Origin of the sequence: Mesorhizobium sp. M0862 (genome assembly GCF_040319795.1) — a bacterium.
GTDB lineage: Bacteria > Pseudomonadota > Alphaproteobacteria > Rhizobiales > Rhizobiaceae > Mesorhizobium.
Genome location: NZ_JAMYOJ010000033.1, coordinates 29,135 through 53,791, shown reverse-complemented (window position 1 = coordinate 53,791; position 24,657 = coordinate 29,135). Strand labels below are relative to the sequence as shown.

Here is a 24,657-nt window from a genome sequence, read left to right as displayed (position 1 = left end):
CCCCCCCCCCCCCCCCCCCCCCCCCCCCCCCCCCCCCCCCCCCCCGGGGGGGGGGCGGCCCCCCCCCGGGCGGGGGGGGGGGGGCCCACCGCGCCGACGCCGGCGCCACTCACCCCCACCCCCAAGCTTCGCTTGGGACCTCCCCCATCGAGGGGGAGGTAAAGCCTGCGCCGCAGTCGGCGCCAGAAGAACCGAAGCCCAAACCCGCGCCGACCATCCCGCCCGCGCCGGAACCGGTCGTCCCATCCGAGCCGGAACCGTTGCCGGAGCCCGCGCCGGTAGAAGAACCGCAGCCTGAGCCGGAGATACCCGAGCCGCCTGCACCGGAAGAAGTTCCTGCGCCGCCAGCGGTTCCGGAGCCGGCTCCCGAGCCGCAGCCCCAAGAAGTGCCGCCGGCGCCGGCCGAGCCGGAGATCGAACCATCGCGTCCGGAACCGCAGCTGGAGCCCGCTCCCGTCGAAGCGCCGACGCCTGCCGAGACTCCAGCAGAACCGGCCGCCCCGATCGAAGTGCCGCAACCGTCCGCGCCTCCCGCAGAGCCTAACTCAGAGGTCAGCGCCGCCCCTCATCCGCCTGCCGGCACCTTCTCCCCGTATAGCCACGGGGAGAAGGACGAGGCGCCCCACCCTCCCCTCGATGGGGAGGGTCGACGCGAAGCGGCGGGGTGGGGTGACAGCGCTGACGCCAGCGCAAATCACCCCCACCCCCAAGCTTCGCTTGGGACCTCCCCCATCAAGGGGGAGGTAAAGCGCACGTCGGTTGAAGCTGTACCCGCGCCGGTCGAAGCCAAGACCATCGTTGCCGAGCTAGCGCCCGCGCCGGCCCCGCAACCTTCGCCACAGTCAAAACCAGCTCCCGGCAAAGTCACCGTCACCAAAAAGGTCGAGCAGAAAGCCGAGCCGCAAAAGGCGCCCGAACCGGCGCCTCGACGCTCCTGGTTCCAGCGCATGCGCGACGGGCTTGCCCGCTCCTCGAAAGAACTCACCGGCAACATCGCCGGCGTCTTCACCAAGCGCAAGCTCGACGAGGAGACGCTGCAGGATCTGGAGGACGTGCTGATCCGTGCCGATCTGGGCATGGAAACAGCCTTGCGCGTCACCGATGCCCTCGCTGCCAGCCGCTACGGCAAGGATGTCTCCGACGCGGATGTCCGCACCATCATGGCGGCCGAGGTGGAGAAGGTGCTGGCCCATGTCGCCATGCCGCTGGAGCTCGACCTGTCGCACAAGCCGCATGTCATTCTGGTGGTCGGCGTCAACGGCACCGGCAAGACCACGACCATCGGCAAGCTCGCCGCCAAACTGACCGATGGTGGCCTGTCGGTGATGCTGGCCGCCGGCGATACCTTTCGCGCTGCAGCCATCGAGCAGCTGAAGATCTGGGGCGAGAGGACGAAGTCTCCGGTCATCGCCTCGAAGATCGGCGCGGATGCCGCCGGCCTTGCCTACGACGCTTTCGAACGCGCCAAGGAGGCCGGCTCCGACGTACTGATCATCGACACCGCCGGCCGGCTGCAAAACAAGACCGAACTGATGGCGGAGCTGGAAAAGATCGTGCGCGTGCTGGGCAAGCTCGATCCGGAAGCGCCGCATACCGTGCTGCAGACGGTCGACGCCACCACCGGCCAGAATGCGCTCAATCAGGTCGAGATCTTCCGCAATGTCGCCGGCGTCAACGGCCTGGTGATGACCAAGCTGGACGGCACGGCGCGCGGCGGTATTCTGGTCGCGATCGCGGCAAAGCACAAACTGCCGGTCTATTTCATCGGCGTCGGCGAACAGGTCGACGACCTCGAACCATTCTCGGCCGGCGAATTCGCCAGGGCGATCGCCGGCGTAGCGTAACAGGCAATGATCCCGAAGAGCTGACGGCTTTTTGGACAAGATCATGCGTCAGAAGGAAGTCATGAACCCACCCATCCTCGAACGCGACCCGTCCGACCCGCGAAAGAAGAAAGAAAGCGTCAATCCGCTGCTCAAGCTGGTGCTGGAACTCGGGCCGCTGATGGTGTTCTTCTTCGCCAATGCACGCGGCGCCTGGCTGGTGCAGAAATTTCCTGTCCTGGCCGAATTCGGCGGGCCGATCTTCGTCGCCACCGGCCTGTTCATGGCGGCGACCGCGATCGCGCTGATCGCCTCCTGGCTGCTGCTGCGCACCTTGCCGATCATGCCGATGGTCTCGGGCGTCGTCGTCTTCATCTTCGGCGCGCTGACGCTCTATCTGCAGGACGACGTGTTCATCAAAATGAAGCCGACCATCGTCAACACCCTGTTCGGCGGCGTGCTGCTCGGCGGTCTGTATTTCGGCCGATCGCTGCTCGGCTATGTCTTCGATTCGGCCTTTCGCCTCGATGCCGAAGGCTGGCGCAAGCTGACTTTCCGCTGGGGCCTGTTCTTCCTGTTCCTGGCTCTTGCCAATGAAGTGGTGTGGCGGAATTTTTCCACCGACTTCTGGGTTACCTTCAAGGTCTGGGGCATCATGCCGATCACCCTGTTGTTCACCTTCAGCCAGATGCCGCTGATCCTGCACCATTCGATCGAGGATAAGGCCGAGAAGGTGGAAGAAGCCGGCAAGTAGAGCAATTCCAGGAAAAGTGTGAAGCGGTTTTCCGTCCGGAATTGCGTCCGAATAAACGGAGACGGCCATGGAATTCGTCACCACGCGCGACGAACTGAGGACGATCTACAAGACCCCGCGGCCGACCGACGCCTCAATGCGCAAGGAACTCCGGGCGCTCGACGGCCACTGCCGCTCCTTCATCGGCAAGAGCCCCTTCGTGCTGATTGGTTCTTCCGACGGCGCCGGAAATTCCGACGTGACGCCGAAAGGCGACAGGCCGGGCTTCGCCCTTGTCCTAGACGACACGACCATCGCCATTCCCGACCGGCCCGGCAACAACCGGCTGGACACGCTGGAAAACATCCTGCTCAACCCTTCGGTCGGGCTGCTTTTTCTCATCCCCGGCATGAACGAGACGCTGCGCATCAATGGCGACGCCCGCATAACCGTCGATGCCGGTTTGCGCGAGCGCCTCACCGTCGACGGCAAGCAACCGCAAAGCGTCGTCGTGGTGAGCGTCAAGGCCGCTTACATGCACTGCGCCAAGGCCTTCATGCGCTCCGAATTGTGGAAGCCGGACAGCTGGCACGACCGCGCGACATTGCCGACGCTCGGTCAGATCCTGTCCGATCAGATGGCGCATGCCGAAACTGCCGACGATTTCGACCGCTCGCTGGACGAAGCCTACAGCAAGACCCTGTGGTAGATTTCGGGTACGATTCGCCATTGCGGTCCTTTGCCGGTTTCCCTAGCCCTGTTTCCCCGTGATCGAACTCCTCGCCATCTCCGGCAGCCTGCGCGCCGCCTCGACCAATTCGGCGCTGCTGGCGGCGCTGTCCGCGAACGCGCCTTCGGATTGCCGCGTAACTGTCTATGACGGGCTCGGCCTGCTGCCGATCTTCAACCCGGATGACGAAGGCGAGCGCACACCGGCCGAGGCCATGCGGCTGATCGAGGCCGTCACCAGCGCCGACGGCATCATCGTCTCCTGCCCCGAATATGCCCATGGCGTGCCCGGCGGCATGAAAAACGCGCTCGACTGGCTGGTCTCGCGCGACGCCGCAGTCGGCAAGCCCGCCATGCTGGCCCACGCCTCCGCGCGCTCGCTCTACGCCCGCGCAGCGCTTGCGGAGATCATGCGGACGATGTCGTTTGCGCTTTGTGAGGACGCGGTTCTGGAGATTGCCTTGCTCGGCAAGAAACCGCCGGAGATGGAAGCGATCCTGGGAGAGAACGAGAACCTGCGGGCCATGCGCGAAGCGGTGCAGGTTTTCGCGAGTTTTATACGCGCAGACGTTGCCTCGTCATCCTAGGGCGGAGCAAGGAGCGAAGCGACGCGGCGCAGACCCTAGGATGACGAACGAAAGGGTGCGGCCGCACCCCAACGTGCCGCTGTGCTACCCCTTCCGCAACGTCTCGACATCGGTCACACCGACATACCAGTCGCGCGCGTTGACCTCTTCGAACACCACCCAGACGTCGTCATTGCTAAGCCCGGTGGCGTCCATGATGGCCGCCGTGACCTTTTTGGCGATGTCGGCCTTCTTGCCAGCGGGATCAGCGGCGATCACTTCCTTGACGATGCGGATGTTGACGAATGGCATGACGTCCTCCCCTTGAATTGTGTCTGATACCGCCGCCGCTGGGCGGCTTCGAAATCCGCTCCGGCGAACCGCTTGGCGGCGGTTCCGGCGGCCGCCGCGCAACAGGCGCCGCGGACATGCGCAGAAACGCCATCAAGGGCCGCCAGAGAAGCGTTTCCAGCAGCCTCAATACGTCTTCGCCCCGTTCACCATCAGCCGCACCATGTAGAGCGACGTGGTGCCGGCGATGTAGAGGCAGTTCAGCTTGTTGCCGCCGAACACGCAATTGGCGGTCACTTCCGGCACCTTGACCTTGCCGATCAGCGTGCCGTCGGGATCGTAGCAATGGATGCCGTCGGCGGCACTGGTCCAGATGCGGCCGGCCTCGTCGAGCCGGAAGCCGTCGAACAGGCCGGCCGTGCAGTCGGCGAACACCTTGCCGCCCGACACCTTCTTGCCGTGCTTGCCGACGTTGAAGACCCGCATATGCGCGGGGTTCTGCGCGCCATGCGTGCGGCCGGTGTCGACGACATAGAGCTGGCTTTCATCCAGCGAAAAGGCAAGCCCGTTCGGCCGGACCATGTCGGTGATCACGGCCTCGACCTCGCCCGTATCCGGATCGACCCGGTAGACATTGCAAGCGCCGATCTCGCTTTCGGCCTTGTCGCCCTCATAGTCGGTGTCGATGCCGTAGCTCGGATCGGTGAACCAGATCGAGCCGTCGGATTTCACGACCGCGTCATTGGGCGAATTCAGCCGCTTGCCTTTCCATTCGGCCGCGATGGTGGTGACGGAACCGTCATGCTCGGTGCGGCTGACGCGGCGGCCGGAATGCTCGCACGTCACCAGTCGGCCCTGGCGGTCGACGGTGTTGCCGTTGGAATTGCCGGAGGGCTGACGGAAGACGCTCACATTGCCGTCGGTCTCGTCATAGCGCAGCATCCGGTTGTTGGGGATGTCGGACCAGACGACATAGCGGCCGGCGGCGAACCAGGCCGGCCCTTCCGCCCACTGACATCCGGTAAACAGCTTTTCCACCTGGGCGTTGCCGTTGAACAGCCGCGCGAAACGCGGATCGAGAATTTCGTAATAGTCTGCGGTCGCCATGCATTTCCTCCGGGCATCACGTGACGCGCGGATCAAGCCAGCCTGCGGGCGCGATGGCAAGGTGGCGCAGGCGCAATTGTAAGACAAAAGGTGCCCGGCCGGCATGGCCCGCCAGCCTGTCCGGCCGTTTATGGTGCTGTTAGCGCTGTATTAACCCGCTATGCGCCCTGTGCAATGGTGCATTGCAACATCTTCTTTTTGCATCGCACCATTCCTATGTCATGGTGCGAACGACCAAGGGAGGAACAATTCACCGCTGATATGCGGTACGAAAGGACCCTTGCTATGGCTTTTGACAACCTCTTCTCCCGCGCGCGCACCTCGATGGCCAAGCGCCGCCACTACAACCGCCTCGTCGCGGAAATCGAAAACCTGACGAGCCGCGATCTGGCCGACCTGCGCGCCGACCGCTCGGAAATGCTCTACCAGGTCCACAAGCAGATCTACGGCTGAGCTTTCAGACGTCAGCGGGGCACCGCCCCCTCACCCGGATTGCCAAACCGAATTGCATGAGCAATTCGGGCAATTCGACCTCTCCCCCCGGGAGAGGAGCTAGCCTGTGCCGATGCTTCCCTCTTCTCCCCACGGGGAGAAGGTGGCCGCGTAGCGGCTCGATGAGGGGGCATGGCGCCAACGTCAGCCCGGTGCCGCGAGCGCCTTTTCAATCTGCGGCAACAGAACATCCCTCGCCGACTCCCCTGTCAGCGGCCCGACATGCTTGTAGGCAATCTTGCCGTCCTTGCCGATGACGAAGGTTTCCGGCACGCCGTAGACGCCCCAGTCGATGGCCGTGCGGCCGGCCTCGTCGACACCTATCGCCTGGAACGGATTGCCGAGATCACCAAGGAACCGGCGCGCGTTTTGCGCTTGGTCCTTGTAGTTTAGCGCGGCCATGACGAAGCGCTTGTCCTGCGACAGCTGCAAGAGCACCGGATGCTCTTCCCGGCACGGCGCGCACCACGATGCAAAGACGTTGACCAGCGTTACCTTGCCGGCGAAGGCTTTCGAATCCAGCCCGGGCAGGTTTGACCCTTCCAGCGCCGGCAGGTTGGTCTGCGGCGCCGGCAGGCCGATCAGCGCCGACGGCACTGCCGCCTCATCGCGTCCCGACAAAAGCTGCGACAGGAACAATCCGGCGAGGCCGAGAAAAACCAGCAGCGGCAACAGCACGACCAGGCGGCGGCGCGGCGACGCCGGCGTTTCGCTTTCCGTGCTCATGGCTTGCTGGCCCCAGTGCTGGCCCCAGTACCGGCTTTGTCCGAGCGACGCCGCACGCCGGCCGCTTCGAGGTCTGCCAGTTCGCGCTTGCGGGTCCGCTGGTCGAGCAGGATCCAGCCGATCAGCCCGGCCAGCACGATCACCGTGATGCCATAGGCGGCCGCGACATAGAGTGCGTGTGCACTCATGCGCTTCGCTCCCCTTCCACCGTCACTTCGTCGTGCTCGATCATGGCCTTCCCATAGCTTTGCGGCTTTCTTAGCTTTGCGGCTGGGGCTTCGCAATTGATCGTCGCGCCGCAGCGGTCATATCAATCCGTTCCATGCCGCAGCGCCAGTGCTGCCGCCACCGGACCCAGCACGGCAAGAAACAGCGTCAGCGCGGCAAGAATGAGGAAGGGCTGCAGGAACGGATCAGGATCGGCCACCGCGCCGTAGCTCGCCGACACCCCGAAGATCAGCACCGGGATGGTCAGCGGCAGCACCAGCACCGAGATCAGCAGCCCGCCACGTGGCAGCGCCACCGCCACCGCCGCCCCGACCGCGCCGATGAAAGTGATCGCCGGCGTGCCGACCAGCAGCGTCAGCGCGGTGGCGCCGATGCTGAGCGGCTCCATGTTCATGAACAGGCTCAGCAGAGGTGCCGCAACCACCAGCGGCAGAACGCTGCCCGCCCAATGCGCCAGGCACTTCACCAGCACCGTCAGCGCCAGCATGTGGCGGTCATTGCCCAGCACCAGAAGATCGAGCGAACCGTCTTCGCGATCGGCCTGAAACAGCCGGTCGAGGCCGAGCAGGCAGGCGAGCAGAGCGCCGATCCAAAGGATCGCCGGACCGATGCGGGCGAGCAGCTTCAGGTCCGGTCCGACACCGAAGGGGATGGTGGCGATGACGGCGAGGAAGAAGATGACGCCGGTGAGCGCCCCGCCCCCGGCACGGATTGAGAGACGGACGTCGCGCAGGAAGAGGGCTAGCATTGCCAAGCCGCGCCTGCGGTTTGATCGCCATCTTGCCGAAGGTGGCGTTCCTTCACACCCCCCTCTGTCCTCCCGGACATCTCCCCCGCAAGGGGGGAGATTGGCAGTTCCGTTGCTGACGCCTCTTTTTCAATGCCGGTGATTGGCGAAAGCCGGCATGACATCTGATCTCCCCCCCTGCGGGGGAGATGCCCGGCAGGGCAGAGGGGGGTGGGCGGGAATGCCGACATCACCCTGTTGCTCCCATCCTCAATGCCTGTGCTCCATCCAATCCCAGTGGCAAATGCGTCGCCGCGACAATGATTCCGCCTTCTGCGCAATGCCTCGTCATCAGCCCCGCAAACCGCGCCTCCGAGGCCTTATCCAGCCCAGCCGTCGGCTCATCCAGCAGCCACAGCGGCTTATGACTGACCAGCAATTTCGCAATCGCCGCCCGCCGCCTTTGCCCGGTCGACAAATATCCGAAAGGCAGATGGCCGATGCCGCCGAGACCAACCGTCTCCAGCGCCTCTCCGACACCCAACTGCCCATCGCCGTTGAAATCGCGCCAGAAGCGCAGATTCTCCGCCACGCTGAGCGCCGTCTTCAGTGCATTGAGGTGGCCGAGATAGTGGACCGCCGAAGCGATCGTCGGAAACCTTTCGCCGCCCTCGATGCGCACATCGCCTTGCGCCTTCGGTAGCAGCCCGGCGATGACCCTGAGCAGCGTCGATTTGCCCGAGCCGTTCGGCCCGGTGACGACCAGCACCTGGCCCTTGTCGAGCGCAAAACCGATGCCGGAAAAGACCGTCTCGCCGCCGCGTTCGCCGCCCAGATTTTCGGCAATCAGCCGCATGCCTGCCCGTCCCGAAAACTTTACCGCGCGATAGCTGCCGCATCGCACAAATTTGCTCCGCAACTGTCTAGAACTATTCCAGAAAATTCTCTATATGCGGGACATCCGTGCCAGCGGTCGGCACGGGAACAGAATTTGCGCCGAACCAGCGCACGCGCCGCCTTGAACGGCTCGGGTTGGCTGGGAACGGACAGCGGAAATGGCCGTACCCGCACCTTTGCGCGTGATTGCATGCCCATCGGCGTCCGTTCCCTTTCAGGCTGAACAGACAAGGACGGACCGCACGTGTCAAAATCCCTCGACAGTTTCAATTGCCGCCGCACCCTCACCGTGGGTGGCGCGGACTATGTCTATTACAATCTGGTCGAGGCCGAGAAGAACGGCCTCACCGGCATTGCCCAGCTGCCTTATTCGATGAAGGTGCTGCTGGAAAACCTTTTGCGCAATGAAGACGGCCGCTCCGTCACCAAGGACTCTATCCAGGCTGTGGCCGGCTGGCTGACCGACAAGGGCACCGCTGGCGTCGAGATCGCCTATCGCCCGGCGCGTGTCCTGATGCAGGATTTCACCGGCGTCCCGGCGGTGGTCGACCTTGCCGCCATGCGCGACGGCCTCAAGGCGCTCGGCGGGGATCCGCAGAAGATCAATCCGCTGGTGCCGGTCGACCTCGTCATCGACCACTCCGTCATAGTCGACGAATTCGGCACGCCACTGGCCTTTGCCAGGAATGTCGAGCTCGAATATGAGCGCAACGAAGAGCGCTATAAATTCCTGAAATGGGGCCAGCAGGCGTTCCGCAATTTTCGCGTCGTGCCGCCCGGCACCGGCATCTGCCATCAGGTCAACCTCGAATATCTCGGTCAGGTCGTCTGGACCAACACGGAAGACGGCGAAACCACCGCTTATCCCGACACCTGCGTCGGCACCGATTCGCACACCACCATGATCAACGGCCTTGGCGTGCTCGGCTGGGGCGTCGGCGGCATCGAGGCCGAGGCGGCGATGCTCGGCCAGCCGGTTTCCATGCTGTTGCCCGAAGTCATCGGCTTCCGCCTCACCGGCAAACTCAGGGAAGGCATCACCGCCACTGACCTGGTGCTGACCGTCACCCAGATGCTGCGCAAGAAGGGCGTCGTCGGCAAGTTCGTCGAGTTCTTCGGCCCGGGCCTGTCCAACATGACGCTGGCCGACCGCGCCACCATCGGCAACATGGCGCCCGAATATGGCGCCACCTGCGGCTTCTTCCCGGTCGATGGCGAGACCATCCGCTACCTCACAATGTCGGGCCGCGAGGAAAGCCGCATCGCCCTGGTCGAAGCCTATTCCAAGGCGCAAGGCATGTGGCGTGACGCCGGCTCGGCCGACCCTGTCTTCACCGACCTGCTCGAACTCGAGCTCGACAGCGTCGTGCCGTCGATGGCAGGTCCCAAGCGTCCCGAAGGCCGCGTTCCGCTCGAAGGCATTCCGGCCGGCTTCGCCAAGGCGATGGAGACCGAGTACAAGAAGGCTGCCGAAATCCACAAGCGCTATGCCGTCGAAGGCACCGACCATGATCTCGGCCATGGCGATGTCGTGATTGCCGCCATCACGTCCTGCACCAACACCTCCAACCCGAGCGTGCTGATCGGCGCCGGCCTCTTGGCGCGCAACGCCAACCGGCTCGGCCTCAAGCAGAAGCCGTGGGTGAAGACCTCGCTGGCGCCGGGCAGCCAGGTGGTCGCCGAATATCTGGAAAAGTCCGGCCTGCAGAAGGAGCTCGACCAGATCGGCTTCAACCTGGTTGGTTTCGGCTGCACCACCTGCATCGGCAATTCCGGCCCGCTGCCGGCGCCGATCTCCAAGACCATCAACGATAAGGGCCTGATCGCCGCCGCAGTGCTCTCCGGCAACCGCAACTTCGAAGGCCGTGTTTCACCTGACGTGCAGGCGAACTATCTGGCGTCGCCGCCGCTGGTGGTAGCCCATGCTTTGGCCGGCACCGTCACCAAGGACCTGACCACCGAGCCACTCGGCGAAGGCCGCGACGGCAAGCCGGTCTATCTCAGGGATATCTGGCCGAGTTCGGCCGAGATCCAGGAGTTCATCGAGAAGAACGTCACACGTGAGCTATTCGCCCGCAAATATGCCGACGTCTTCAAGGGCGACGAATACTGGCAGAACGTCAAGGCGCCGGAAGGCCAGACCTATGCCTGGGACGACAACTCGACCTATGTGCAGAACCCGCCCTATTTCGCCGGCATGACCTCCGGTTTCGGCAAGATCGGCGACATCAAGGGCGCGCGCGTGCTCGGCCTGTTCGGCGACAAGATCACCACCGATCACATCTCACCGGCGGGTTCGATCAAGGCCGCTTCCCCGGCCGGCAAATACCTCACCGACCATGGCGTCGGCGTTGCCGACTTCAACCAGTACGGCACAAGGCGCGGCAACCATGAGGTGATGATGCGCGGCACCTTCGCCAACATCCGCATCCGCAACCACATGCTGGGCGAGAACGGCCGCGAGGGCGGCTACACCATCCACTACCCGTCGAAGGAAGAGGAATCGATCTACGACGCGGCGATGAGATACAAAAAGGAAGGCGTGCCGCTGGTCATCTTCGCCGGCGTCGAATACGGCAACGGCTCCTCGCGCGACTGGGCAGCTAAAGGAACGAATCTCCTCGGTGTCCGTGCCGTCATCGCCCAGTCCTTCGAGCGCATCCATCGCTCCAACCTGGTCGGCATGGGCGTCATCCCCTTCGTCTTCGAGGAAGGCACCTCATGGGCCTCGCTCAACCTCAAGGGTGACGAGCTGGTCGAGATCGACGGCATAAGCACCATCAAGCCACGCCAGACGATGATCGCCAAGGTGACTTATGGCGACGGCACCGTGAAGAACGTGCCGATCATCTGCCGCATCGATACGCTGGACGAACTCGACTACTTCAAGAATGGCGGCATTTTGCAATACGTGCTGCGCGATCTGGCCGCGTAGCGCCAGGGCTTAGGCAGTAGGGATTGGGCGGTAGCGGGAACGACACTCCCTACTCCCTACTCCCTACTCCCAGTCTTTCCAAAGCATTGCCCGACCCGATCGAAGCTCCGCCCTGTACGACAGGAGTAAAAACCGGCTGGGCTCAGCAAGATCTGCCGCACGCACATGATGCCATGCTCCCGATCGAACCGGGCGGTGAAGTGCTCCGCCTGTGGTGGCCATACCCATGGTTGCGGCAGCAAAAATTTCACCGCAACGTGACTTCCCGTTGACTGTCGCTTCTGCCACAAATCTGGGCAACCAGAACAAAGGCCGGCGTCACCGGCGGGAATCGGAACGACCATGGCACCTCGACAACCTCTGCGGCTTGCGGCTTTTGCGCTGGCCTTCTCGGCGCTTGCCGGGACCGGGTTCGCCGAGGAACCGGGAACGACCCAGACCGACAAACCGCAGATTGACAGGCCCTTGGGCGTGGTCGAGCTGTTCACCAGCCAGGGCTGCAATTCCTGCCCGCCGGCGGACGCTTTCTTTGCCGAGCTGGCGGCCAAGGACAACCTCGTCGCGCTCGCCTACCACGTCAATTACTGGGACTATCTCGGCTGGCAGGACACGCTGAGCAGCAAGGACAATACCGACCGGCAATATGACTATATGCGCGCCTTCGGCACCCGCTCCGTCTACACGCCGCAAGCCGTTATCAATGGCCGCAGCCATGTCAATGGCGCCAGCCGCAAGGAGGTCGACGGCGCGCTTGCCCGCATGGAAAAATCCGGTGAAGGCATGCGGGTCAGCGTCAAGGTCAGCCGCACCAGCGATCGCGTCATGATCGATGCCGGCGACGCCGGTAGCGGCCCGAGCGACGCCCACGTCGTCATCGTCTATTTCGAACCACCGCAGACGGTGACCATCGCCAAGGGCGAGAACACCGGCCGCAGCATGACCTACTGGAACGCCGTCACCGGCATCCAGACCGCCGGCATGTGGCACGGCAAGGCGCAGCGCTACGAATTGCCGATGACCGAGATCGCCAAGAAAGGCGGCTGCGCCGTGCTGCTGCAGTCGGTCGGCAAGGACGGCCTGCCGGGGCCTATTTTGGGCGCCGCGTTTATTCACAAGCCTTAAGAGGCCCCCTCATCCGGCCGCTGTCGGCCACCTTCTCCCCGAGGGGAGAAGAGGCTGAATCAGCGCTGGCGCGAACTCCTCTCCTCTCGGGGGAGGCCGGATTGGGCCGAATTGCTGTTCGCAATTCGGCTGGCAATCCGGGTGAGGCGATGCGCCCGCAAACTGGGCACCGCAGCCTCCGGCAAATTCTTCAAGCAGCCAAAAACAAAAAAACCGACGTCAGCTTGCTTCTGACGTCGGTCATTTAGGTTTTGGGATCGTCGCACCCGGTCTCTCCCTGAGGAAAGTCCGAGGTTGGTTCGATCCGACGCAGACCCGTGGGCGGGGGGCTTGGGGTTTACGAGCCGGTGCCGGACCGAACCGTCTCAGGCAACGCCGGTAAATTCGTCGGACATTGGGGCATGAGCGCGGATAAAAAAAGGCGGAAATGTGGCGAGGCATCACCAATTCAAACACCGCGTTTTATAAAAGTGACTGGACGTTGCGAAAACAGCGCGGTCCCGGGATGGTTAGCCGGGCCTTGCAATTCCACGGCGAACACGCCAACTTCTGCAAGCGAGATTCATTTTCAAAGGGATCGCGGGATGACTGATCGCAGCGGTGGGACGGAGGATGGGGACGCATCCGCAATATTGATCCCGCTGCACGAGGCGCGACGCGAACGCCTCGACCAGCCGGTCCGTTTCGACCGGCGTGAACTCGACGAGATCCTGAGGCTGTACGGACGCATGGTCGCCGCCAACGAATGGCGCGACTATGCCATCGATCATCTGTCTGATCGGGCTGTGTTTTCAGTCTTCCGCCGGGCCAGCGAAGTGCCGCTGTTCCAGATCGTCAAGGATCCGAAACTGGCACGCCGGCAAGGCGCCTTCGCCGTCATCGCCGCCGGCGGCCGAATCCTCAAGCGCGGCCAGGAACTCGGTCGCGTGCTCAACGTCTTCGATGCTAAGCTGAAGATTGTCCAGGCCTAATTGAAAATTGGGGAATTGAAGAGCTGAAGAATTGAAAAAAGAGGATGAACGGTCGAAGTACCGCCGGGTTTGTTCTCAGCTATTCGGATCCTCAATTCTTCAGTTCTCTTCAGTTCTCCTCAATTCCCCTCCTCAGGCTCTCACGAAACTTCCGCTCCGGCAGCGAATGCGGATCGGGCGGAACCGTTACGCCGCCATTCAGCGACAGCTGCATGAACACCGTGTCAAGCCAGCGCCCATGCTTGTAGCCCGAGCCTTCCAGGCGACCGGAATGGCGAAAGCCGAGCTTTTCATGCAGCCGCACCGAGGCGCTGTCTGCATGGCCGTCGCCGATCACCGCGACGATCTGGCGAAAGCCCGCCATACGGCAGGCTTCAATCAGCGCCTGCATCAGCAGCAGCCCGACGCCCTGGCCCTTCGCATCAGGCGCGACATAGACGGAATCCTCTACGATGAAGCGGTAGGCCGGGCGCGGCCGGAACGCGCCGGCATAGGCGTAGCCGAGCAGCGCGCCATCTCGTTCCGCCACCAGATAGGGAAAGCCCCCCGCCATCAGGCTGTCGAAGCGCCCACCCATCTCAGTGCGGCTGGGCGGCTCCAGCTCATAGCTCGCGGTGCCATGCGTCACGGCATCGCCGTAGATCTCGGTGATTCGGCCGAGGTCGCCTTCCAAGGCCGCGCGGATGGAAATAGTGCTCATGATTTATGCAGACGATTCATCTGCCTCCATGACAGCAAAGGCCGGCACAAAAGAAAAGGGCGGCGGTTGGCCGCCCTCTTGATATCAGCTGGTCCAGTGGCCTGATGGGAAGACCGCCTAGCGGCGATCGCCCATGAACTGCAGCAGGAACATGAACAGGTTGATGAAGTCGAGATATAGCCTCAACGCGCCCATGATCGCCTTGCGGCCGGCAACGTCGGCCTGATCGCCTTCGTAGTACATTTCCTTGATGGTCTGCGTGTCATAGGCGGTGAGCCCGGCGAAAATCAGCACGCCGATCGCCGAGATGGCGAAGCCGAGCGCCGACGACTGCAGGAAAATGTTGAGCAGCATGGCGATCACCAGGCCGACCACGCCCATGACCAGGAACGAGCCGAAGGCCGAAAGGTCGCGCTTGGTCGTGTAGCCGTAGAGCGACAGCGCGCCGAAGGCGGCCGCCGTGGCAAAGAAGGTCTGGGTGATCGAGGCGCCGGTGTAGACCAGGAAGATGGTCGACAGCGACAGGCCGACCAGGCCCGAATAGACCCAGAAGGTGGTTTGCGCCGCGGCCACGCTCATCGACTGGATCCTGAACGACAGGAAGAAGACGGCGGCGAGCGGAGCCAGGATGACCACCCAGCGGAAGGCGCTGGCATAGATCAGCGTGCCGAAAGCGGTCAGCTGTCCGTTGCCGGTGACGGCGAGCTGGAAAGCGCCCCAGGCGGCGACGCCGGTGATGAGGAGGCCAAGCCCCATCAAATTGTAGACCTTGAGCATGTAAGTGCGCAGGCCTTGGTCGATGTCGGCGCGCGCGCCCGGCACGGCCGAAGTCTGGTAGTTGCGAATGGGCTCAGCCATTGGAATCCTCTGTTGCTTCTGCCCCGTACGGTGTCAGGCCCTTTCGGACCTGGGCGCCGCTGGCGGGGCTCCAGCATGCCTGTGGCGAAATATGATGGTTCTTGACGTCAAGAACAAGACCGTAACGGGCTGCAACGCTTGGTGAATCTCCGGAAGCCGGTTTTCTTGGGCTTCCATGACTGCACATTACCAAGATTTAATCGGAAACGGCAGATTCGGCCAACCTTGCCGTTTGGGGCCTAGAGGTCGCGCAGCACCGGCGCCGCCTTGTGCCCGAGCACCCGCCAGGTGCCGGCAAGGCCGATGCCGACCGTGATCACCAGCGCAAACACCAAGGTCGCCACTGCCACCTCCGGCATGAAATGCGACGGCAACGTCATGATGCGGGCAACGACGTACCAGGCGGCGATGCCGCCGGCAGCCAACGCAAACACCGCGGTGGCCAGGCCGATCAGCATGTATTCCAGCGAAAACGCCGCGATCAGCGTGCGCCTCGTGGCGCCCAGCGTCTTCAGCACCACGGCATCGTGGATGCGGGCGCGATTTCCCGCGGCGAGCGCGCCGGCCAGCACCAGCACCGAAGCGATCAGCGCCACGCCGGCCGCCGCCCGGATCGCCGTGCCGAGCTGGCCGACCAGCCGGTTGACGACATCGAGCGCGTCCTTGACCCGAACTGTCGTCACCGCCGGGAGGGCGCGGGTGACGGCGTTAAGCAGGCGGGCATCCTCTGCTGCCGTGGCATCCTTTTCGGTCAGCGTCGCCAGCCAGCCATGGGGCGCGCCTGCAAAAGTATTAGGCGAGAACACCATGACGAAGTTGATGCCCATCGTCTCCCATTGCACCTCTCGGAAATTGGCGATCCTGGCCGTCACATTGCGTCCGAGCACATTGACGGTGACGGTATCGCCGAGCTTCAGGCCGAGCGCCTTGCCTTCATCGTTGGAGAACGAGACCAGCGGTTCGCCGCTGTAGTTCTCCGGCCACCAGCTGCCCTCTGTCAATGTCGCATTGGCCGGCTGTTTGGCGTGGTAGGTCAGGCCGCGATCGCCGCGCAGCACCCAGGCGCCTTCCGATGGCACATTGGCCTTGTCGACACTAACGCCGTTCAGCGCCATCACCCGGCCGCGCAGCATCGGCACCTTGACCAGCGTTCCCTTCGGCGCTTCTTTGCCGATCAGTGTCGAGAAGGCATCGACCTCGCTATTCTGGATGTCGACGAAGAAGAAATTCGGCGCCCGTTCCGGCAGACTGCCGGAGATCTGCTGCCTGAGATTGCCGTCGATCAGCGCCAGCGTCACCAAAAGCGTCAGCCCGAGGCCCAGCGACAGCACGACGGACGGCGTCAGCGCGCCGGGCCGGTGGATATTGCCGATGGCGAGCCTGAGCGCGACCGAGCGCACACGCGGGCTTTTGCGCGCCACCCACTGCACCAGCGCACCGACCAGGCGCAACACCAGAAAGGCAAAGATCGTCGCGCCGACGAAGATCAAGGCGATGCGCCGGTCGCCGGAAAACAGGATGGCGAGCGCCGCCAAAGCGAGCGCGATGCCGACCGCCGTGGCAAGATAGGGCAGGCGTGGAAAGCCGCGGCCCTCAAAACCCATTTCGCGAAACAGCGCGGTCGCCGGCACATCGCGGGCGCGGCCGAGCGGCAACAGCGCGAAGGCAAGCGTCACCAGCAGCCCGAACAGCGCCGCCATAGCCAGCGCGTCCGGATAGAGACCGCCTTGCGCCGGCACCGGAATGACCGACTGAAGCGCCGCACTCGCCGCAAACGGCATGGCGGCGCCGAGGATGAGGCCAAGCGCGATGCCGAGGCCGGCGATCATCAGGATTTGCACGAGATAGACGGTGAAGACGAAGCCGCCCGAGGCGCCAAGGCTCTTGAAGGTGGCGATGACGCCGCGCTTGCCGTCGAGATAGGCGCGCACCGCATTGGCAACGCCGACGCCGCCGACCACCAGCGCCGTCAGCCCGACCAGCGTCAGGAATTGCGAGAAGCGCTCGATGTTGGCCGACAGCGCCGGCGCCGCATTGGAACGCGTGCGGATCGACCAGCCGGCTTCAGGGAAATCGCTCGCCGCCCGATCCTGGATGGTCTTGAGATCGGCCTCGCTGGCGCCGGCCGGCAGCCGAACCTTGTAGGCATTCTCGACCAGGCTGCCCGGCTGGATCAGGCCGGACGCGGCAAGCCCCGCGGTCGAGACCATCAGCCGTGGCGCGAAGCCGAAACCGTCCGACACCGCATCCGGTTCGCTCACCAGCCTGGCCCGCAATTCGAATGTCGCGCTGCCGACCTTCAGCCGGTCACCGATCTCCACATTCAGCCGGTCGAACAACAGGTCGGGCGCGGCGGCGCCAAAGACGCCTGATTTCTCGCCGAACAAATCCTCTCTGCCAAGCTGCGGCGCGGTCTCGAGCGCGCCATAGAGCGGATAGGCGTCGTCGACGGCCTTGGCCTCAACCAACGCCTGGTCGGAGCCGTCATCCAGCCGCGCCATCGAGCGCATATTGGCGCTGTGCGACACAGTGCCGAGGCGGTCGAGGAAGGTGCTTTCGGCTGGCGTCGCATCGCGCTGGTTGAGCTGGAAGCGCAAGTCGCCGCCAAGCAGCGTCTGGCCCTGGCCTGCAACGCCTGCGGTGATCGCCTGCGCCACCGAATTGACCCCGCCGATTGCAGCGACGCCGAGCGCGATGCACGCAAGGAAGATCAGGAAACCCGACAACCCGCCGCGCATCTCGCGCAGCGAGAAGCGGAACGCGAGCTTCATCGTCTGCGACAGTGGCATCAGGCCGGCACCTTGACCTGCGCTACCGGCGCATCCTCGATGCGGCCCGAGCGCATCGAGACCTGGCGCGAGCAGCGCGCCGCAAGGGCCGGATCGTGCGTGACCAGCAACAAGGTCATGCCGCGCTCGGCCGCCTTGGCGAACAAAAGGTCGGCAACCTGCCGCCCCGTCGCATGGTCGAGATTGCCGGTCGGCTCGTCGGCGATGAGAATGCGCGGCGACGGCGCCAGCGCGCGGGCGATCGCCACGCGCTGCTGTTCGCCGCCGGACAGCTCGCCCGGATAGTGGGTGACGCGGTCGCTCAAGCCCACCGCTGCCAGCTCGCGCGCCGCGACACCGAACGGATCGGCATGGCCGGCCAGTTCCAGCGGCACCGCGACATTTTCGAGCGCCGTCATGTTGGGAATGAGATGGAACGACTGGAAGACGATGCCGATGTTTCGGCCCCGAAACGATGCGATCTCGTCCTCGCTTTTGCCGTTCAGCAATTCGCCGGCGATCCGCACCGTCCCCGAATCGACCTGCTCCAGCCCGGCAAGCACCATCAGCAAGGTCGACTTGCCGGAACCCGAAGGGCCGACAATGCCGGTCGCCTCGCCGCGCGTCACGTCAAGGCTGACGCCTTTCAGCACATGCACCGACGAAGCCCCTTGGCCCAGGGTCAGGGATATGTCTTTCAGCGCGATGACGGCTTCTGTCACAATTAAAGCGTCCTATATCAGGATGAAGGCTCTGCTTGCCGGAAGCCGCCGCCGGAAGAATTCCTCGGGTATATGGGGCCTGCCACATGTCTTTCAAACGCAAGATATCTTTCAAACGCTTGAATGCCGCAGGGCTCGTCCTTTTCGTCACCCTTTGCGGCGCCATTTCGTCCGTGAGCGCCGAGACGTTCACCATCGTCGGCTTCGGCGACAGCCTGATGGCCGGTTTCGGCCTCGGGCCTGGCGATGGCTTTACCGACAAATTGCAAGCTGCGCTGCGCGCCAAAGGCCATGACGTCACCGTAGCCAACGCCGGCGTTTCAGGCGACACCTCGAGCGGCGGCTTGGCGCGGCTTGACTGGTCGGTGCCGGATGGGACAAGGCTGGTTATCCTCGAACTCGGCGCCAACGACATGCTGCGCGGCGTCTCGCCCAGCATTACGGAAAAGAACCTGGACGACATGCTGGCGAAGCTGAAAGCGCGCAAGATCGCGGTGCTTTTGGCCGGCATGCGCGCCGCTCCCAATCTCGGCGCCGACTACCATAACGCCTTCGATGCGATCTATCCAAAGCTGGCCGCGAAATACGATGTGCCGCTCTATCCGTTCTTTCTCGATGGCGTCGCCGGACAGTCCGGCCTGCAGTTGGAGGACGGCCTGCATCCCAATCCGAAGGGCGTCGCAGTGATGGTCGAGCGCATCCTGCCCGCCGTGGAGAAGGCTGTTGCGGCAGTTCAGGGTGGCGGTTGAACGCCGGCCTGACGAGAATAACGCGGCGTTCGCCTCGCGCGAACTTTGACAAAAGACCGGGCTGCAGAGGGCCCGGTTCGCCTGTTCGTAAAAATGCCTGCAACCAACAAACCACTTGCCCCGTTTGACTATCGATGATTCGCTAGGGGCACAGTTCGATTCGAGGAAGGGAGGCTCACCATGCCGCGTCTTTTCACCGCCCTCGAAATACCTCGTGACGCCGCTCTTTCGCTGTCCCTGCTCAGGGGCGGCCTGCCCGGAGCCCGCTGGATCGATGTCGAAAACTACCATCTGACGCTGCGCTTCATCGGCGACGTCGAAGGCCATATCGCCGACGAAATCGCCAACGCGCTCGACCGGGTGCACCGCCCATCCTTCTCGCTCACCCTGTCCGGAGTTGGCGCTTTCGGCCAGAAGAAGCCGCACGCCGTCTGGGCCGGCGTCTTCGCCTCGCCCGACCTTTCGGCGCTGCAGAGCGAAATCGACCGCATCTGCCAGCGGCTCGGCCTGCCCGCCGACCCGCGCAAGTTCACCCCGCATGTTACGCTGGCACGCTTGCGCAATTCGAGCCCGCTCGACGTCGCCCAGTACCTGTCGGCGCGCGGCAATTTTGCGACGCTACCGTTTCGCGTCGGCCGCTTCGTGCTGATGTCGTCGCGCGATTCGGTCGGCGGCGGTCCCTACATTGTCGAGGAGGCGTGGCCGCTCTCCGGCGTCGACGCCCGCGCCACCAATCTCGTCGCCAGCGCCTCCGACGCTTCGCGGATCATGCGGTAGACCGAAGCGAACGCTTCGGCCCCGTCATAATAGGGATCCGGCACGTCGCGGGTTTTGCCCTGCGCAAACTCTGCCAAGAGATGAATACGTTCGCGCGCACCGGCCGGCGCCAACGCCTTGAGGTCGCGGACATTCTGCCTATCCATGCCGAGGATCAGGTCGAAGCGCGAAAAATCCCCCGGCCTGACCTTGCGTGCCCGCTGCCCTGATATGTCGATGCCGTGGCGGGCCGCAATCGCGATCGAGCGCGGGTCGGGCGCTTCGCCGAGGTTCCAGCCGCCGGTCGCCGCAGAGTCCAGCACAATATCGTCCAGCACCATGTCGCGGCCGCGCTCCGCCAGCACGGCGCGAAACACGCCTTCGGCCAGGGGTGAACGGCAGATGTTGCCGAGGCAGACGAAGAGTATGGAATTTATCGGCTTTACGCTCATTCGATATGCGCCGTTCGTGCATTTGGAAGCCCAAAACGCAAAGGACTTTTGGGCGACTTGCATTATGGTGAGGGTCGATATGTGGGATAGCACGGGAAATCATCATGAAGAGAGAGAAACTCAGCAAGGACGCCATCGCCGCCGCACTGGCCGAACTGCCTGGCTGGTCGCAGGCAGCCGATGGCGCCTCCATCAAGCGCAGCTTTGTCTTCAAGAATTTTTCCGAAGCCTTCACCTTCATGACCCGCGTCGCGCTGGCCGCCGAGAAGATGGACCATCATCCCGACTGGTCGAACGTCTACAAGACTGTCGACGTGACGCTCAACACCCATGATGCCGGCGGTGTCACCGCGCTCGACATCGCGCTGGCCAAGAAGATGAATGGGTATGCAGGCGGCTGAACGCTGGGGCGGCAACGCCAAATCGGCGCCATCCTCTTGCAGTGGACCGGGACTTTCACCACATTTTCCGTGGCGGCCGCGCGCAACGCGTAGCGCGACGGCCGGCAAGGAGAGGATTGATGGCGCAGCAGCCCGGTTTTGATTTCTTCGGCTTCGGCAGCAAGCTCGGCGACGAGAGTGAAGTGCGCGCCAAATTCTGGCGCACGGCCAAGAAGGCCGCCCGGCAGATTCCGTTCATGGAAGAGGTCGTCGCCGGCTATTATTGCGCGCTCGACAGGAAGACGCCTTTGCGTGCCAAGGGCATATTGCTGGCAGCGCTTGGCTATTTCGTGCTGCCGGTCGATGTCATACCCGATTTCGTCTTCGGCCTCGGCTTCACCGACGACATCGCCGTGCTGACCGCCGCGATCTCCGCGGTAAGCGCCCATATCACCCCTGCGCACCGCAAGGCCGCCAAGGAGGCGATCGCCGACAAGAGCTGAATCGGCGTCGCGTTGGCAACTGGGTTCAGAAGAAATCCTCCGCTCAAACAGGACGATAGCGGCTTGGCTTCGGGTTCCGCTGCGGCCGTTCGAAAAGTCAAACTCTTGCCGCTTTCGTGGCCTCCAAGTCGCCGCAGGGACATTGCGAAAGCCGTTTTTTCAAGAAGCGGCGCGGAAATGGCGGTGGTTTCCATGGGTGAATGTCCTTTTCCAAGGGAAATTCACCGTTTGGTAACCCAGATTAAATCAAAATGAAGCGACGGGCAGGACGCCAAGCCGGCCTGCCCCGCACCATTTGGAATACGGGAAAAGCGATGCGCGGATTGATTGCACTAGTCTCGAGCCTGGTCCTGGTGGCCTTTGCCGCGCCGGCGCTGGCGCAGCAGGCGACCAAGATCGGCCAGCACAATGCCTGGGGCACCTACAGCTACCAGGCGCAGGGCGGCAAGGTCTGCTATGTGCTCACCGTGCCGACCGACAAGCAGCCGCCGACGCTCGATCACGGCGACATGTTCTTCTTCGTCAGCCAGCGCCCGGGCCAGCAAGTGTCCTACGAGCCGCAATTCATCGCCGGCTACACATTCCAGGAAGGCTCCAAGGCCACCGTCACCATCGACAAGAAGACGTTCTCGATGTTCACCCGCGGCAAGTCGGCCTGGGTCGAGAACGCCGCCGAAGAGCCTGTGCTGATCGCCGCCATGAAGACCGGCACCGACATGAAGGTCTCGGCGAAGTCTGGCCGCGGCAATCCGACGACTTATGTGTTTTCGCTGAAAGGCATCTCGGCCGCGCTGACGTCGATCGCCAAGTGCAAGTAGGCTAGCGCGGTTCCCGCCGCATGACTCTCGCCGCAACCTGTGCTATGCGCCGCGCTTCTTTCGGCACGATGGATGAAATCGGCCGCAATTCGCTTATATTGGCGCTGATATGACCCTTTCCTTCGATCTCACCAATGAGGGCGCACGCGACGCGTTGCGCACTCGCGCCACGCCCGAGAAGCCGTCGCTGATCGGCCTGACCCGGACCGAGCTCGGCGAGGCCCTCATCAGTGCCGGCATCGTGCCCGAGCGCCAGGCGAAAATGCGCGCCCAACAGCTCTGGCACTGGATGTATGTGCGCGGCGTCTCCGATTTTGCCGGCATGTTCAACATCTCCAAGGATCTGCGCGCCGAACTCGACAAGCATTTTACCGTCGCCCGGCCCGAAATCGTCGAGGAGCAGATTTCCTCCGACGGCACGCGCAAATGGCTGTTCCGCTTTCCGCCGCGCGGCGCCGGCCGTCCCGTCGAGATCGAGACCGTCTACATCCCCGAGGAAGGCCGCGGCACGCTATGCATCTCATCGCAGGTCGGCTGCACGCTGACCTGCTCGTTCTGCCACACCGGCACGCAGAAGCTGGTGCGCAATTTGACGGCGGAAGAGATCCTGGCGCAATTGCTCACCGCCCGCGACCGGCTGGGTGACTTCCCCGACCGCGACACACCCGACGGCGCCATCGTCCCGGCCGAGGGCCGCAAAGTTTCCAACGTCGTCATGATGGGCATGGGCGAGCCGCTCTACAATTTTGAAGCCGTGAAGAAGGCGCTGCTGATCGCCTCCGACGGTGATGGGCTTTCGCTGTCGAAGCGCCGCATCACGCTCTCGACCTCCGGCGTCGTGCCCGAGATCTTCCGCGCCGGCGAGGAGATCGGCGTCATGCTGGCGATCTCGCTGCACGCCACCAATGACGATCTGCGCGACCTGCTTGTGCCGATCAACAAGAAGTATCCGCTGAAGGAACTGATCGAGGCCTGCCGCGCCTATCCCGGCCTGTCCAACGCCAAGCGCATCACCTTCGAATATGTGATGCTGAAGGACGTCAACGATTCCATCGAGGACGCCAAGGGGCTGATCAAGCTGCTCAAAGGCATTCCAGCCAAGATCAATCTGATCCCGTTCAACCCGTGGCCGGGCACCAACTACCAGTGCTCGGACTGGGAGACGATCGAGAAGTTTGCCGACTACATCAACAATGCCGGCTATGCCTCGCCGATCCGCACCCCGCGCGGCCGCGACATCCTCGCCGCCTGCGGCCAGCTCAAATCCGACTCCGAACGCATGCGCAAGGTCGACCGCCTGGCGCTGGAAGCCATGATGATTGCGGGGCATGGCGAGGCGTGAGCCGCCTCTTCGCCTATATCCTCCGTTTCGCTGTCATCCTGTTCGGCTATGTCGTCGCCTCATTGGCGGCGAGCGCCTTTCTCAACGTGCTGTTCCTGGCTTCCGTCGGTTATATGCCGGACGATGCGCACCCAGCGGCGGCCGCGGCGCTGTATTTTTCGATCCCGTTCGTGGCGCTGTTTGTCGCCTATTTCGCTTTCATACCGGCGGTGGTCGCAATCCTGATCTCCGAGGTCCTCAGCCGCCGCGACTGGCTGTTCTATGCACTCGCGGGCGGCGTCGTGGCCGCGGCCTTCCTCGGCTTCGTCCACCAGAACGTGGATTTCGACGTCACCGAACCGCGCGCCATCGCCCCGGTGATCGGCTGCGGCATGGTCGGCGGCATCTTCTACTGGCTAAGCGCCGGCCGCTGGGCCGGAAGCTGGTGGCAGGCCGCTACTTCGCCTGAGCGGTCAGGATCTTGAGCGCGAAGGCCGAAAACACACCGGCAAAGAGATAGTCGACGACCCGCGTCACCCGCGGGCTGGCCTTCATCGCCGCCGAAAACCTTTCCGCGGCAAACACCATCGGCGCCGTCACAGGGATCGACAGCACGATGAACATGAGGCCGAGGAAGAACAGTTTTCCCGGCGCGTTCGGATCGTGAGCCGAGACGAACTGCGGCAGAAACGTCATGAAGAACAGGATGATCTTCGGGTTGAGCAAATTGACGCCGAGTCCGGCGGCCCAGCTGCGGAACAGCGAAATCTGCGGCCCGTTCTTCTTCTGCGGTGAAAACGCCGAGCCCTTGGTCATCGCCTGCCAGGCCAGGAACACCAGATAGGCGGCGCCGAAGATTTTCAGCACCAGGAAGGCCATCGGCGAGGCGACGATCAGCGCCGAGATGCCGACCGCCACCAAAGTTGTGTGGATCAGCGTTCCGAACAGAGCACCCGCCAGCGAGGCAAAGCCGGCGGCGCGGCCCTGGCTCAGTGTTCGCGAGACGAACAGCGTCATATCCGGCCCCGGCGTGATCGCCAGGATCATGGTGGCGATGGCGAACTGGATCAGTGTTGTGGTGTCGGGAATGAAGGACATCGGTGGCCCCTGGCGAATGATCGTCGGTCTATAACGCAGCCTCCCCGCTCACGCCAGCAACTGACTGGCGTGGCATCTGGTCCAGCGGCTGCGGCGGCCGGCGCCCGTTCATCCCTTGCGCTGGCCGGAAATGCCGTGATACCTCGCCCGCGAAACTCACGCGCGGAACCGCCAAAATGTCCCCA

27 protein-coding genes are annotated in these 24,657 nt (G+C 63.6%); 15 read left to right on the top strand and 12 right to left on the bottom strand.

From position 1 onward, the window contains the following. Window positions 1-146 precede the first annotated feature (146 nt). The 4 genes from ftsY (at window position 147) to NKI15_RS29980 (ending at window position 3,872) form a co-directional block, all read left to right on the top strand. Window positions 147-1,844, top strand: a complete 1,698-nt coding sequence (gene ftsY, locus NKI15_RS29995; protein WP_352887861.1) for a signal recognition particle-docking protein FtsY — start codon at window positions 147-149, stop codon at window positions 1,842-1,844. Window positions 1,845-1,905: 61 nt separating this feature from the next. Further along, the gene (locus NKI15_RS29990; RefSeq protein ID WP_023687683.1) at window positions 1,906-2,577 is read left to right on the top strand and encodes a septation protein A; all 672 of its coding nucleotides are present in this window, start codon (window positions 1,906-1,908) and stop codon (window positions 2,575-2,577) included. Window positions 2,578-2,644: 67 nt separating this feature from the next. Further along, on the top strand, window positions 2,645-3,265 hold the full coding sequence (locus NKI15_RS29985; protein WP_023831872.1) for a pyridoxamine 5'-phosphate oxidase family protein: 621 nt from the start codon (window positions 2,645-2,647) through the stop codon (window positions 3,263-3,265). 58 nt (window positions 3,266-3,323) lie between these two features. Beyond that, a complete protein-coding gene (locus NKI15_RS29980; protein WP_023821954.1) occupies window positions 3,324-3,872 on the top strand; it encodes an NADPH-dependent FMN reductase in 549 nt (182 codons plus the stop codon). Between the two features lie 84 nt (window positions 3,873-3,956). Here the strand turns inward: NKI15_RS29980 and NKI15_RS29975 are convergent, their stop codons facing one another. Continuing rightward, entirely contained in the window at window positions 3,957-4,163 is a 207-nt protein-coding gene (locus tag NKI15_RS29975) for a tautomerase family protein (protein WP_023683852.1), read from the bottom strand. A gap of 165 nt (window positions 4,164-4,328) precedes the next feature. Then, window positions 4,329-5,249: an SMP-30/gluconolactonase/LRE family protein gene (locus NKI15_RS29970; RefSeq protein WP_023671738.1), complete on the bottom strand. Its 921-nt coding sequence runs from the start codon at window positions 5,247-5,249 to the stop codon at window positions 4,329-4,331. Between the two features lie 285 nt (window positions 5,250-5,534). Between NKI15_RS29970 and NKI15_RS29965 the strand changes: the two genes are divergently transcribed. Then, the gene (locus NKI15_RS29965) at window positions 5,535-5,702 is read left to right on the top strand and encodes a hypothetical protein (protein ID WP_023742107.1); all 168 of its coding nucleotides are present in this window, start codon (window positions 5,535-5,537) and stop codon (window positions 5,700-5,702) included. Window positions 5,703-5,885: 183 nt separating this feature from the next. On the opposite strand, the gene NKI15_RS29960 is transcribed toward NKI15_RS29965, so the two are convergent. The 4 genes from NKI15_RS29960 to ccmA all read right to left on the bottom strand — a co-directional run bounded on the left by NKI15_RS29960 (window position 5,886) and on the right by ccmA (window position 8,278). Next, window positions 5,886-6,467: a DsbE family thiol:disulfide interchange protein gene (locus NKI15_RS29960; protein ID WP_023683850.1), complete on the bottom strand. Its 582-nt coding sequence runs from the start codon at window positions 6,465-6,467 to the stop codon at window positions 5,886-5,888. After that, window positions 6,464-6,655, bottom strand: a complete 192-nt coding sequence (gene ccmD / locus NKI15_RS29955; RefSeq protein ID WP_023671735.1) for a heme exporter protein CcmD — start codon at window positions 6,653-6,655, stop codon at window positions 6,464-6,466. The genes NKI15_RS29960 and ccmD overlap by 4 nt, the downstream gene beginning before the upstream one ends. A gap of 122 nt (window positions 6,656-6,777) precedes the next feature. Then, window positions 6,778-7,443, bottom strand: a complete 666-nt coding sequence (gene ccmB / locus NKI15_RS29950) for a heme exporter protein CcmB (RefSeq protein ID WP_023828742.1) — start codon at window positions 7,441-7,443, stop codon at window positions 6,778-6,780. A gap of 229 nt (window positions 7,444-7,672) precedes the next feature. Further along, the gene (ccmA, locus tag NKI15_RS29945) at window positions 7,673-8,278 is read right to left on the bottom strand and encodes a heme ABC exporter ATP-binding protein CcmA (RefSeq protein ID WP_023834703.1); all 606 of its coding nucleotides are present in this window, start codon (window positions 8,276-8,278) and stop codon (window positions 7,673-7,675) included. Window positions 8,279-8,563: 285 nt separating this feature from the next. Here ccmA and acnA point away from each other — a divergent pair, with 285 nt between their 5' ends. The 3 genes from acnA (at window position 8,564) to NKI15_RS29930 (ending at window position 13,347) form a co-directional block, all read left to right on the top strand. After that, window positions 8,564-11,254 (top strand): aconitate hydratase AcnA, encoded by a 2,691-nt coding sequence (gene acnA / locus NKI15_RS29940; RefSeq protein ID WP_023726027.1) that lies wholly within the window; start codon window positions 8,564-8,566, stop codon window positions 11,252-11,254. 342 nt (window positions 11,255-11,596) lie between these two features. After that, complete coding sequence (locus tag NKI15_RS29935) at window positions 11,597-12,376, top strand: DUF1223 domain-containing protein (RefSeq protein ID WP_027050491.1); 780 nt, start codon at window positions 11,597-11,599, stop codon at window positions 12,374-12,376. 584 nt (window positions 12,377-12,960) lie between these two features. Next, window positions 12,961-13,347, top strand: a complete 387-nt coding sequence (locus NKI15_RS29930; protein WP_023683844.1) for a DUF2794 domain-containing protein — start codon at window positions 12,961-12,963, stop codon at window positions 13,345-13,347. Window positions 13,348-13,456: 109 nt separating this feature from the next. On the opposite strand, the gene NKI15_RS29925 is transcribed toward NKI15_RS29930, so the two are convergent. From NKI15_RS29925 to NKI15_RS29910, 4 genes are all read right to left on the bottom strand, one after another. Continuing rightward, window positions 13,457-14,047: a GNAT family N-acetyltransferase gene (locus tag NKI15_RS29925; RefSeq protein WP_352515361.1), complete on the bottom strand. Its 591-nt coding sequence runs from the start codon at window positions 14,045-14,047 to the stop codon at window positions 13,457-13,459. A gap of 117 nt (window positions 14,048-14,164) precedes the next feature. Next, window positions 14,165-14,905, bottom strand: a complete 741-nt coding sequence (locus NKI15_RS29920) for a Bax inhibitor-1/YccA family protein (RefSeq protein ID WP_352515362.1) — start codon at window positions 14,903-14,905, stop codon at window positions 14,165-14,167. A 239-nt stretch (window positions 14,906-15,144) separates the two neighbouring features. Further along, window positions 15,145-17,694 (bottom strand): ABC transporter permease, encoded by a 2,550-nt coding sequence (locus NKI15_RS29915; RefSeq protein ID WP_023747388.1) that lies wholly within the window; start codon window positions 17,692-17,694, stop codon window positions 15,145-15,147. Next, window positions 17,694-18,395, bottom strand: coding sequence for an ABC transporter ATP-binding protein (locus NKI15_RS29910; protein ID WP_023747389.1), 702 nt, complete (start codon window positions 18,393-18,395; stop codon window positions 17,694-17,696). Before NKI15_RS29910 ends, NKI15_RS29915 begins: the two co-directional genes overlap by 1 nt. An 86-nt stretch (window positions 18,396-18,481) precedes the next feature. Between NKI15_RS29910 and NKI15_RS29905 the strand changes: the two genes are divergently transcribed. Further along, window positions 18,482-19,144: an arylesterase gene (locus tag NKI15_RS29905; protein WP_502895766.1), complete on the top strand. Its 663-nt coding sequence runs from the start codon at window positions 18,482-18,484 to the stop codon at window positions 19,142-19,144. Window positions 19,145-19,324: 180 nt separating this feature from the next. Continuing rightward, window positions 19,325-19,921: an RNA 2',3'-cyclic phosphodiesterase gene (gene thpR, locus NKI15_RS29900; protein WP_023671722.1), complete on the top strand. Its 597-nt coding sequence runs from the start codon at window positions 19,325-19,327 to the stop codon at window positions 19,919-19,921. On the opposite strand, the gene NKI15_RS29895 is transcribed toward thpR, so the two are convergent. Next, window positions 19,825-20,352, bottom strand: coding sequence for a low molecular weight protein-tyrosine-phosphatase (locus NKI15_RS29895; protein ID WP_023671721.1), 528 nt, complete (start codon window positions 20,350-20,352; stop codon window positions 19,825-19,827). The genes thpR and NKI15_RS29895 overlap by 97 nt on opposite strands. 104 nt (window positions 20,353-20,456) lie before the next feature. Between NKI15_RS29895 and NKI15_RS29890 the strand changes: the two genes are divergently transcribed. From NKI15_RS29890 to NKI15_RS29870, 5 genes are all read left to right on the top strand, one after another. After that, window positions 20,457-20,753: a 4a-hydroxytetrahydrobiopterin dehydratase gene (locus tag NKI15_RS29890; RefSeq protein WP_023698863.1), complete on the top strand. Its 297-nt coding sequence runs from the start codon at window positions 20,457-20,459 to the stop codon at window positions 20,751-20,753. 119 nt (window positions 20,754-20,872) lie between these two features. Next, on the top strand, window positions 20,873-21,235 hold the full coding sequence (locus NKI15_RS29885) for a YkvA family protein (RefSeq protein WP_023687669.1): 363 nt from the start codon (window positions 20,873-20,875) through the stop codon (window positions 21,233-21,235). Between the two features lie 314 nt (window positions 21,236-21,549). Further along, entirely contained in the window at window positions 21,550-22,053 is a 504-nt protein-coding gene (locus tag NKI15_RS29880) for an invasion associated locus B family protein (protein ID WP_023671718.1), read from the top strand. A gap of 109 nt (window positions 22,054-22,162) precedes the next feature. Next, window positions 22,163-23,395: a dual-specificity RNA methyltransferase RlmN gene (gene rlmN / locus NKI15_RS29875; protein ID WP_023702598.1), complete on the top strand. Its 1,233-nt coding sequence runs from the start codon at window positions 22,163-22,165 to the stop codon at window positions 23,393-23,395. Then, window positions 23,392-23,859, top strand: coding sequence for a hypothetical protein (locus NKI15_RS29870; RefSeq protein ID WP_023747391.1), 468 nt, complete (start codon window positions 23,392-23,394; stop codon window positions 23,857-23,859). The genes rlmN and NKI15_RS29870 overlap by 4 nt, the downstream gene beginning before the upstream one ends. Here NKI15_RS29870 and NKI15_RS29865 read toward each other — a convergent pair. After that, complete coding sequence (locus tag NKI15_RS29865) at window positions 23,831-24,472, bottom strand: LysE family translocator (protein WP_023747392.1); 642 nt, start codon at window positions 24,470-24,472, stop codon at window positions 23,831-23,833. The genes NKI15_RS29870 and NKI15_RS29865 overlap by 29 nt on opposite strands. Window positions 24,473-24,657 lie beyond the last annotated feature (185 nt).

Bases quoted from the DNA above. Each gene is read 5' to 3' on its own strand.
- NKI15_RS29985 (WP_023831872.1), top strand. From the start codon at position 2,645: ATGGAATTCGTCACCACGCGCGACGAACTGAGGACGATCTACAAGACC.
- NKI15_RS29930 (WP_023683844.1), top strand. From the start codon at position 12,961: ATGACTGATCGCAGCGGTGGGACGGAGGATGGGGACGCATCCGCAATA.
- NKI15_RS29970 (WP_023671738.1), bottom strand. From the start codon at position 5,249: ATGGCGACCGCAGACTATTACGAAATTCTCGATCCGCGTTTCGCGCGG.
- NKI15_RS29925 (WP_352515361.1), bottom strand. From the start codon at position 14,047: ATGAGCACTATTTCCATCCGCGCGGCCTTGGAAGGCGACCTCGGCCGA.
- NKI15_RS29935 (WP_027050491.1), top strand. From the start codon at position 11,597: ATGGCACCTCGACAACCTCTGCGGCTTGCGGCTTTTGCGCTGGCCTTC.
- NKI15_RS29990 (WP_023687683.1), top strand. From the start codon at position 1,906: ATGAACCCACCCATCCTCGAACGCGACCCGTCCGACCCGCGAAAGAAG.
- NKI15_RS29915 (WP_023747388.1), bottom strand. From the start codon at position 17,694: ATGCCACTGTCGCAGACGATGAAGCTCGCGTTCCGCTTCTCGCTGCGC.
- NKI15_RS29920 (WP_352515362.1), bottom strand. From the start codon at position 14,905: ATGGCTGAGCCCATTCGCAACTACCAGACTTCGGCCGTGCCGGGCGCG.
- NKI15_RS29905 (WP_502895766.1), top strand. From the start codon at position 18,482: ATGTCTTTCAAACGCAAGATATCTTTCAAACGCTTGAATGCCGCAGGG.
- thpR (WP_023671722.1), top strand. From the start codon at position 19,325: ATGCCGCGTCTTTTCACCGCCCTCGAAATACCTCGTGACGCCGCTCTT.
- NKI15_RS29895 (WP_023671721.1), bottom strand. From the start codon at position 20,352: ATGAGCGTAAAGCCGATAAATTCCATACTCTTCGTCTGCCTCGGCAAC.
- ccmB (WP_023828742.1), bottom strand. From the start codon at position 7,443: ATGCTAGCCCTCTTCCTGCGCGACGTCCGTCTCTCAATCCGTGCCGGG.
- ccmD (WP_023671735.1), bottom strand. From the start codon at position 6,655: ATGAGTGCACACGCACTCTATGTCGCGGCCGCCTATGGCATCACGGTG.
- NKI15_RS29965 (WP_023742107.1), top strand. From the start codon at position 5,535: ATGGCTTTTGACAACCTCTTCTCCCGCGCGCGCACCTCGATGGCCAAG.
- NKI15_RS29960 (WP_023683850.1), bottom strand. From the start codon at position 6,467: ATGAGCACGGAAAGCGAAACGCCGGCGTCGCCGCGCCGCCGCCTGGTC.
- NKI15_RS29865 (WP_023747392.1), bottom strand. From the start codon at position 24,472: ATGTCCTTCATTCCCGACACCACAACACTGATCCAGTTCGCCATCGCC.
- NKI15_RS29890 (WP_023698863.1), top strand. From the start codon at position 20,457: ATGAAGAGAGAGAAACTCAGCAAGGACGCCATCGCCGCCGCACTGGCC.
- ccmA (WP_023834703.1), bottom strand. From the start codon at position 8,278: ATGCGGCTGATTGCCGAAAATCTGGGCGGCGAACGCGGCGGCGAGACG.
- NKI15_RS29885 (WP_023687669.1), top strand. From the start codon at position 20,873: ATGGCGCAGCAGCCCGGTTTTGATTTCTTCGGCTTCGGCAGCAAGCTC.
- rlmN (WP_023702598.1), top strand. From the start codon at position 22,163: ATGACCCTTTCCTTCGATCTCACCAATGAGGGCGCACGCGACGCGTTG.
- NKI15_RS29880 (WP_023671718.1), top strand. From the start codon at position 21,550: ATGCGCGGATTGATTGCACTAGTCTCGAGCCTGGTCCTGGTGGCCTTT.
- NKI15_RS29975 (WP_023683852.1), bottom strand. From the start codon at position 4,163: ATGCCATTCGTCAACATCCGCATCGTCAAGGAAGTGATCGCCGCTGAT.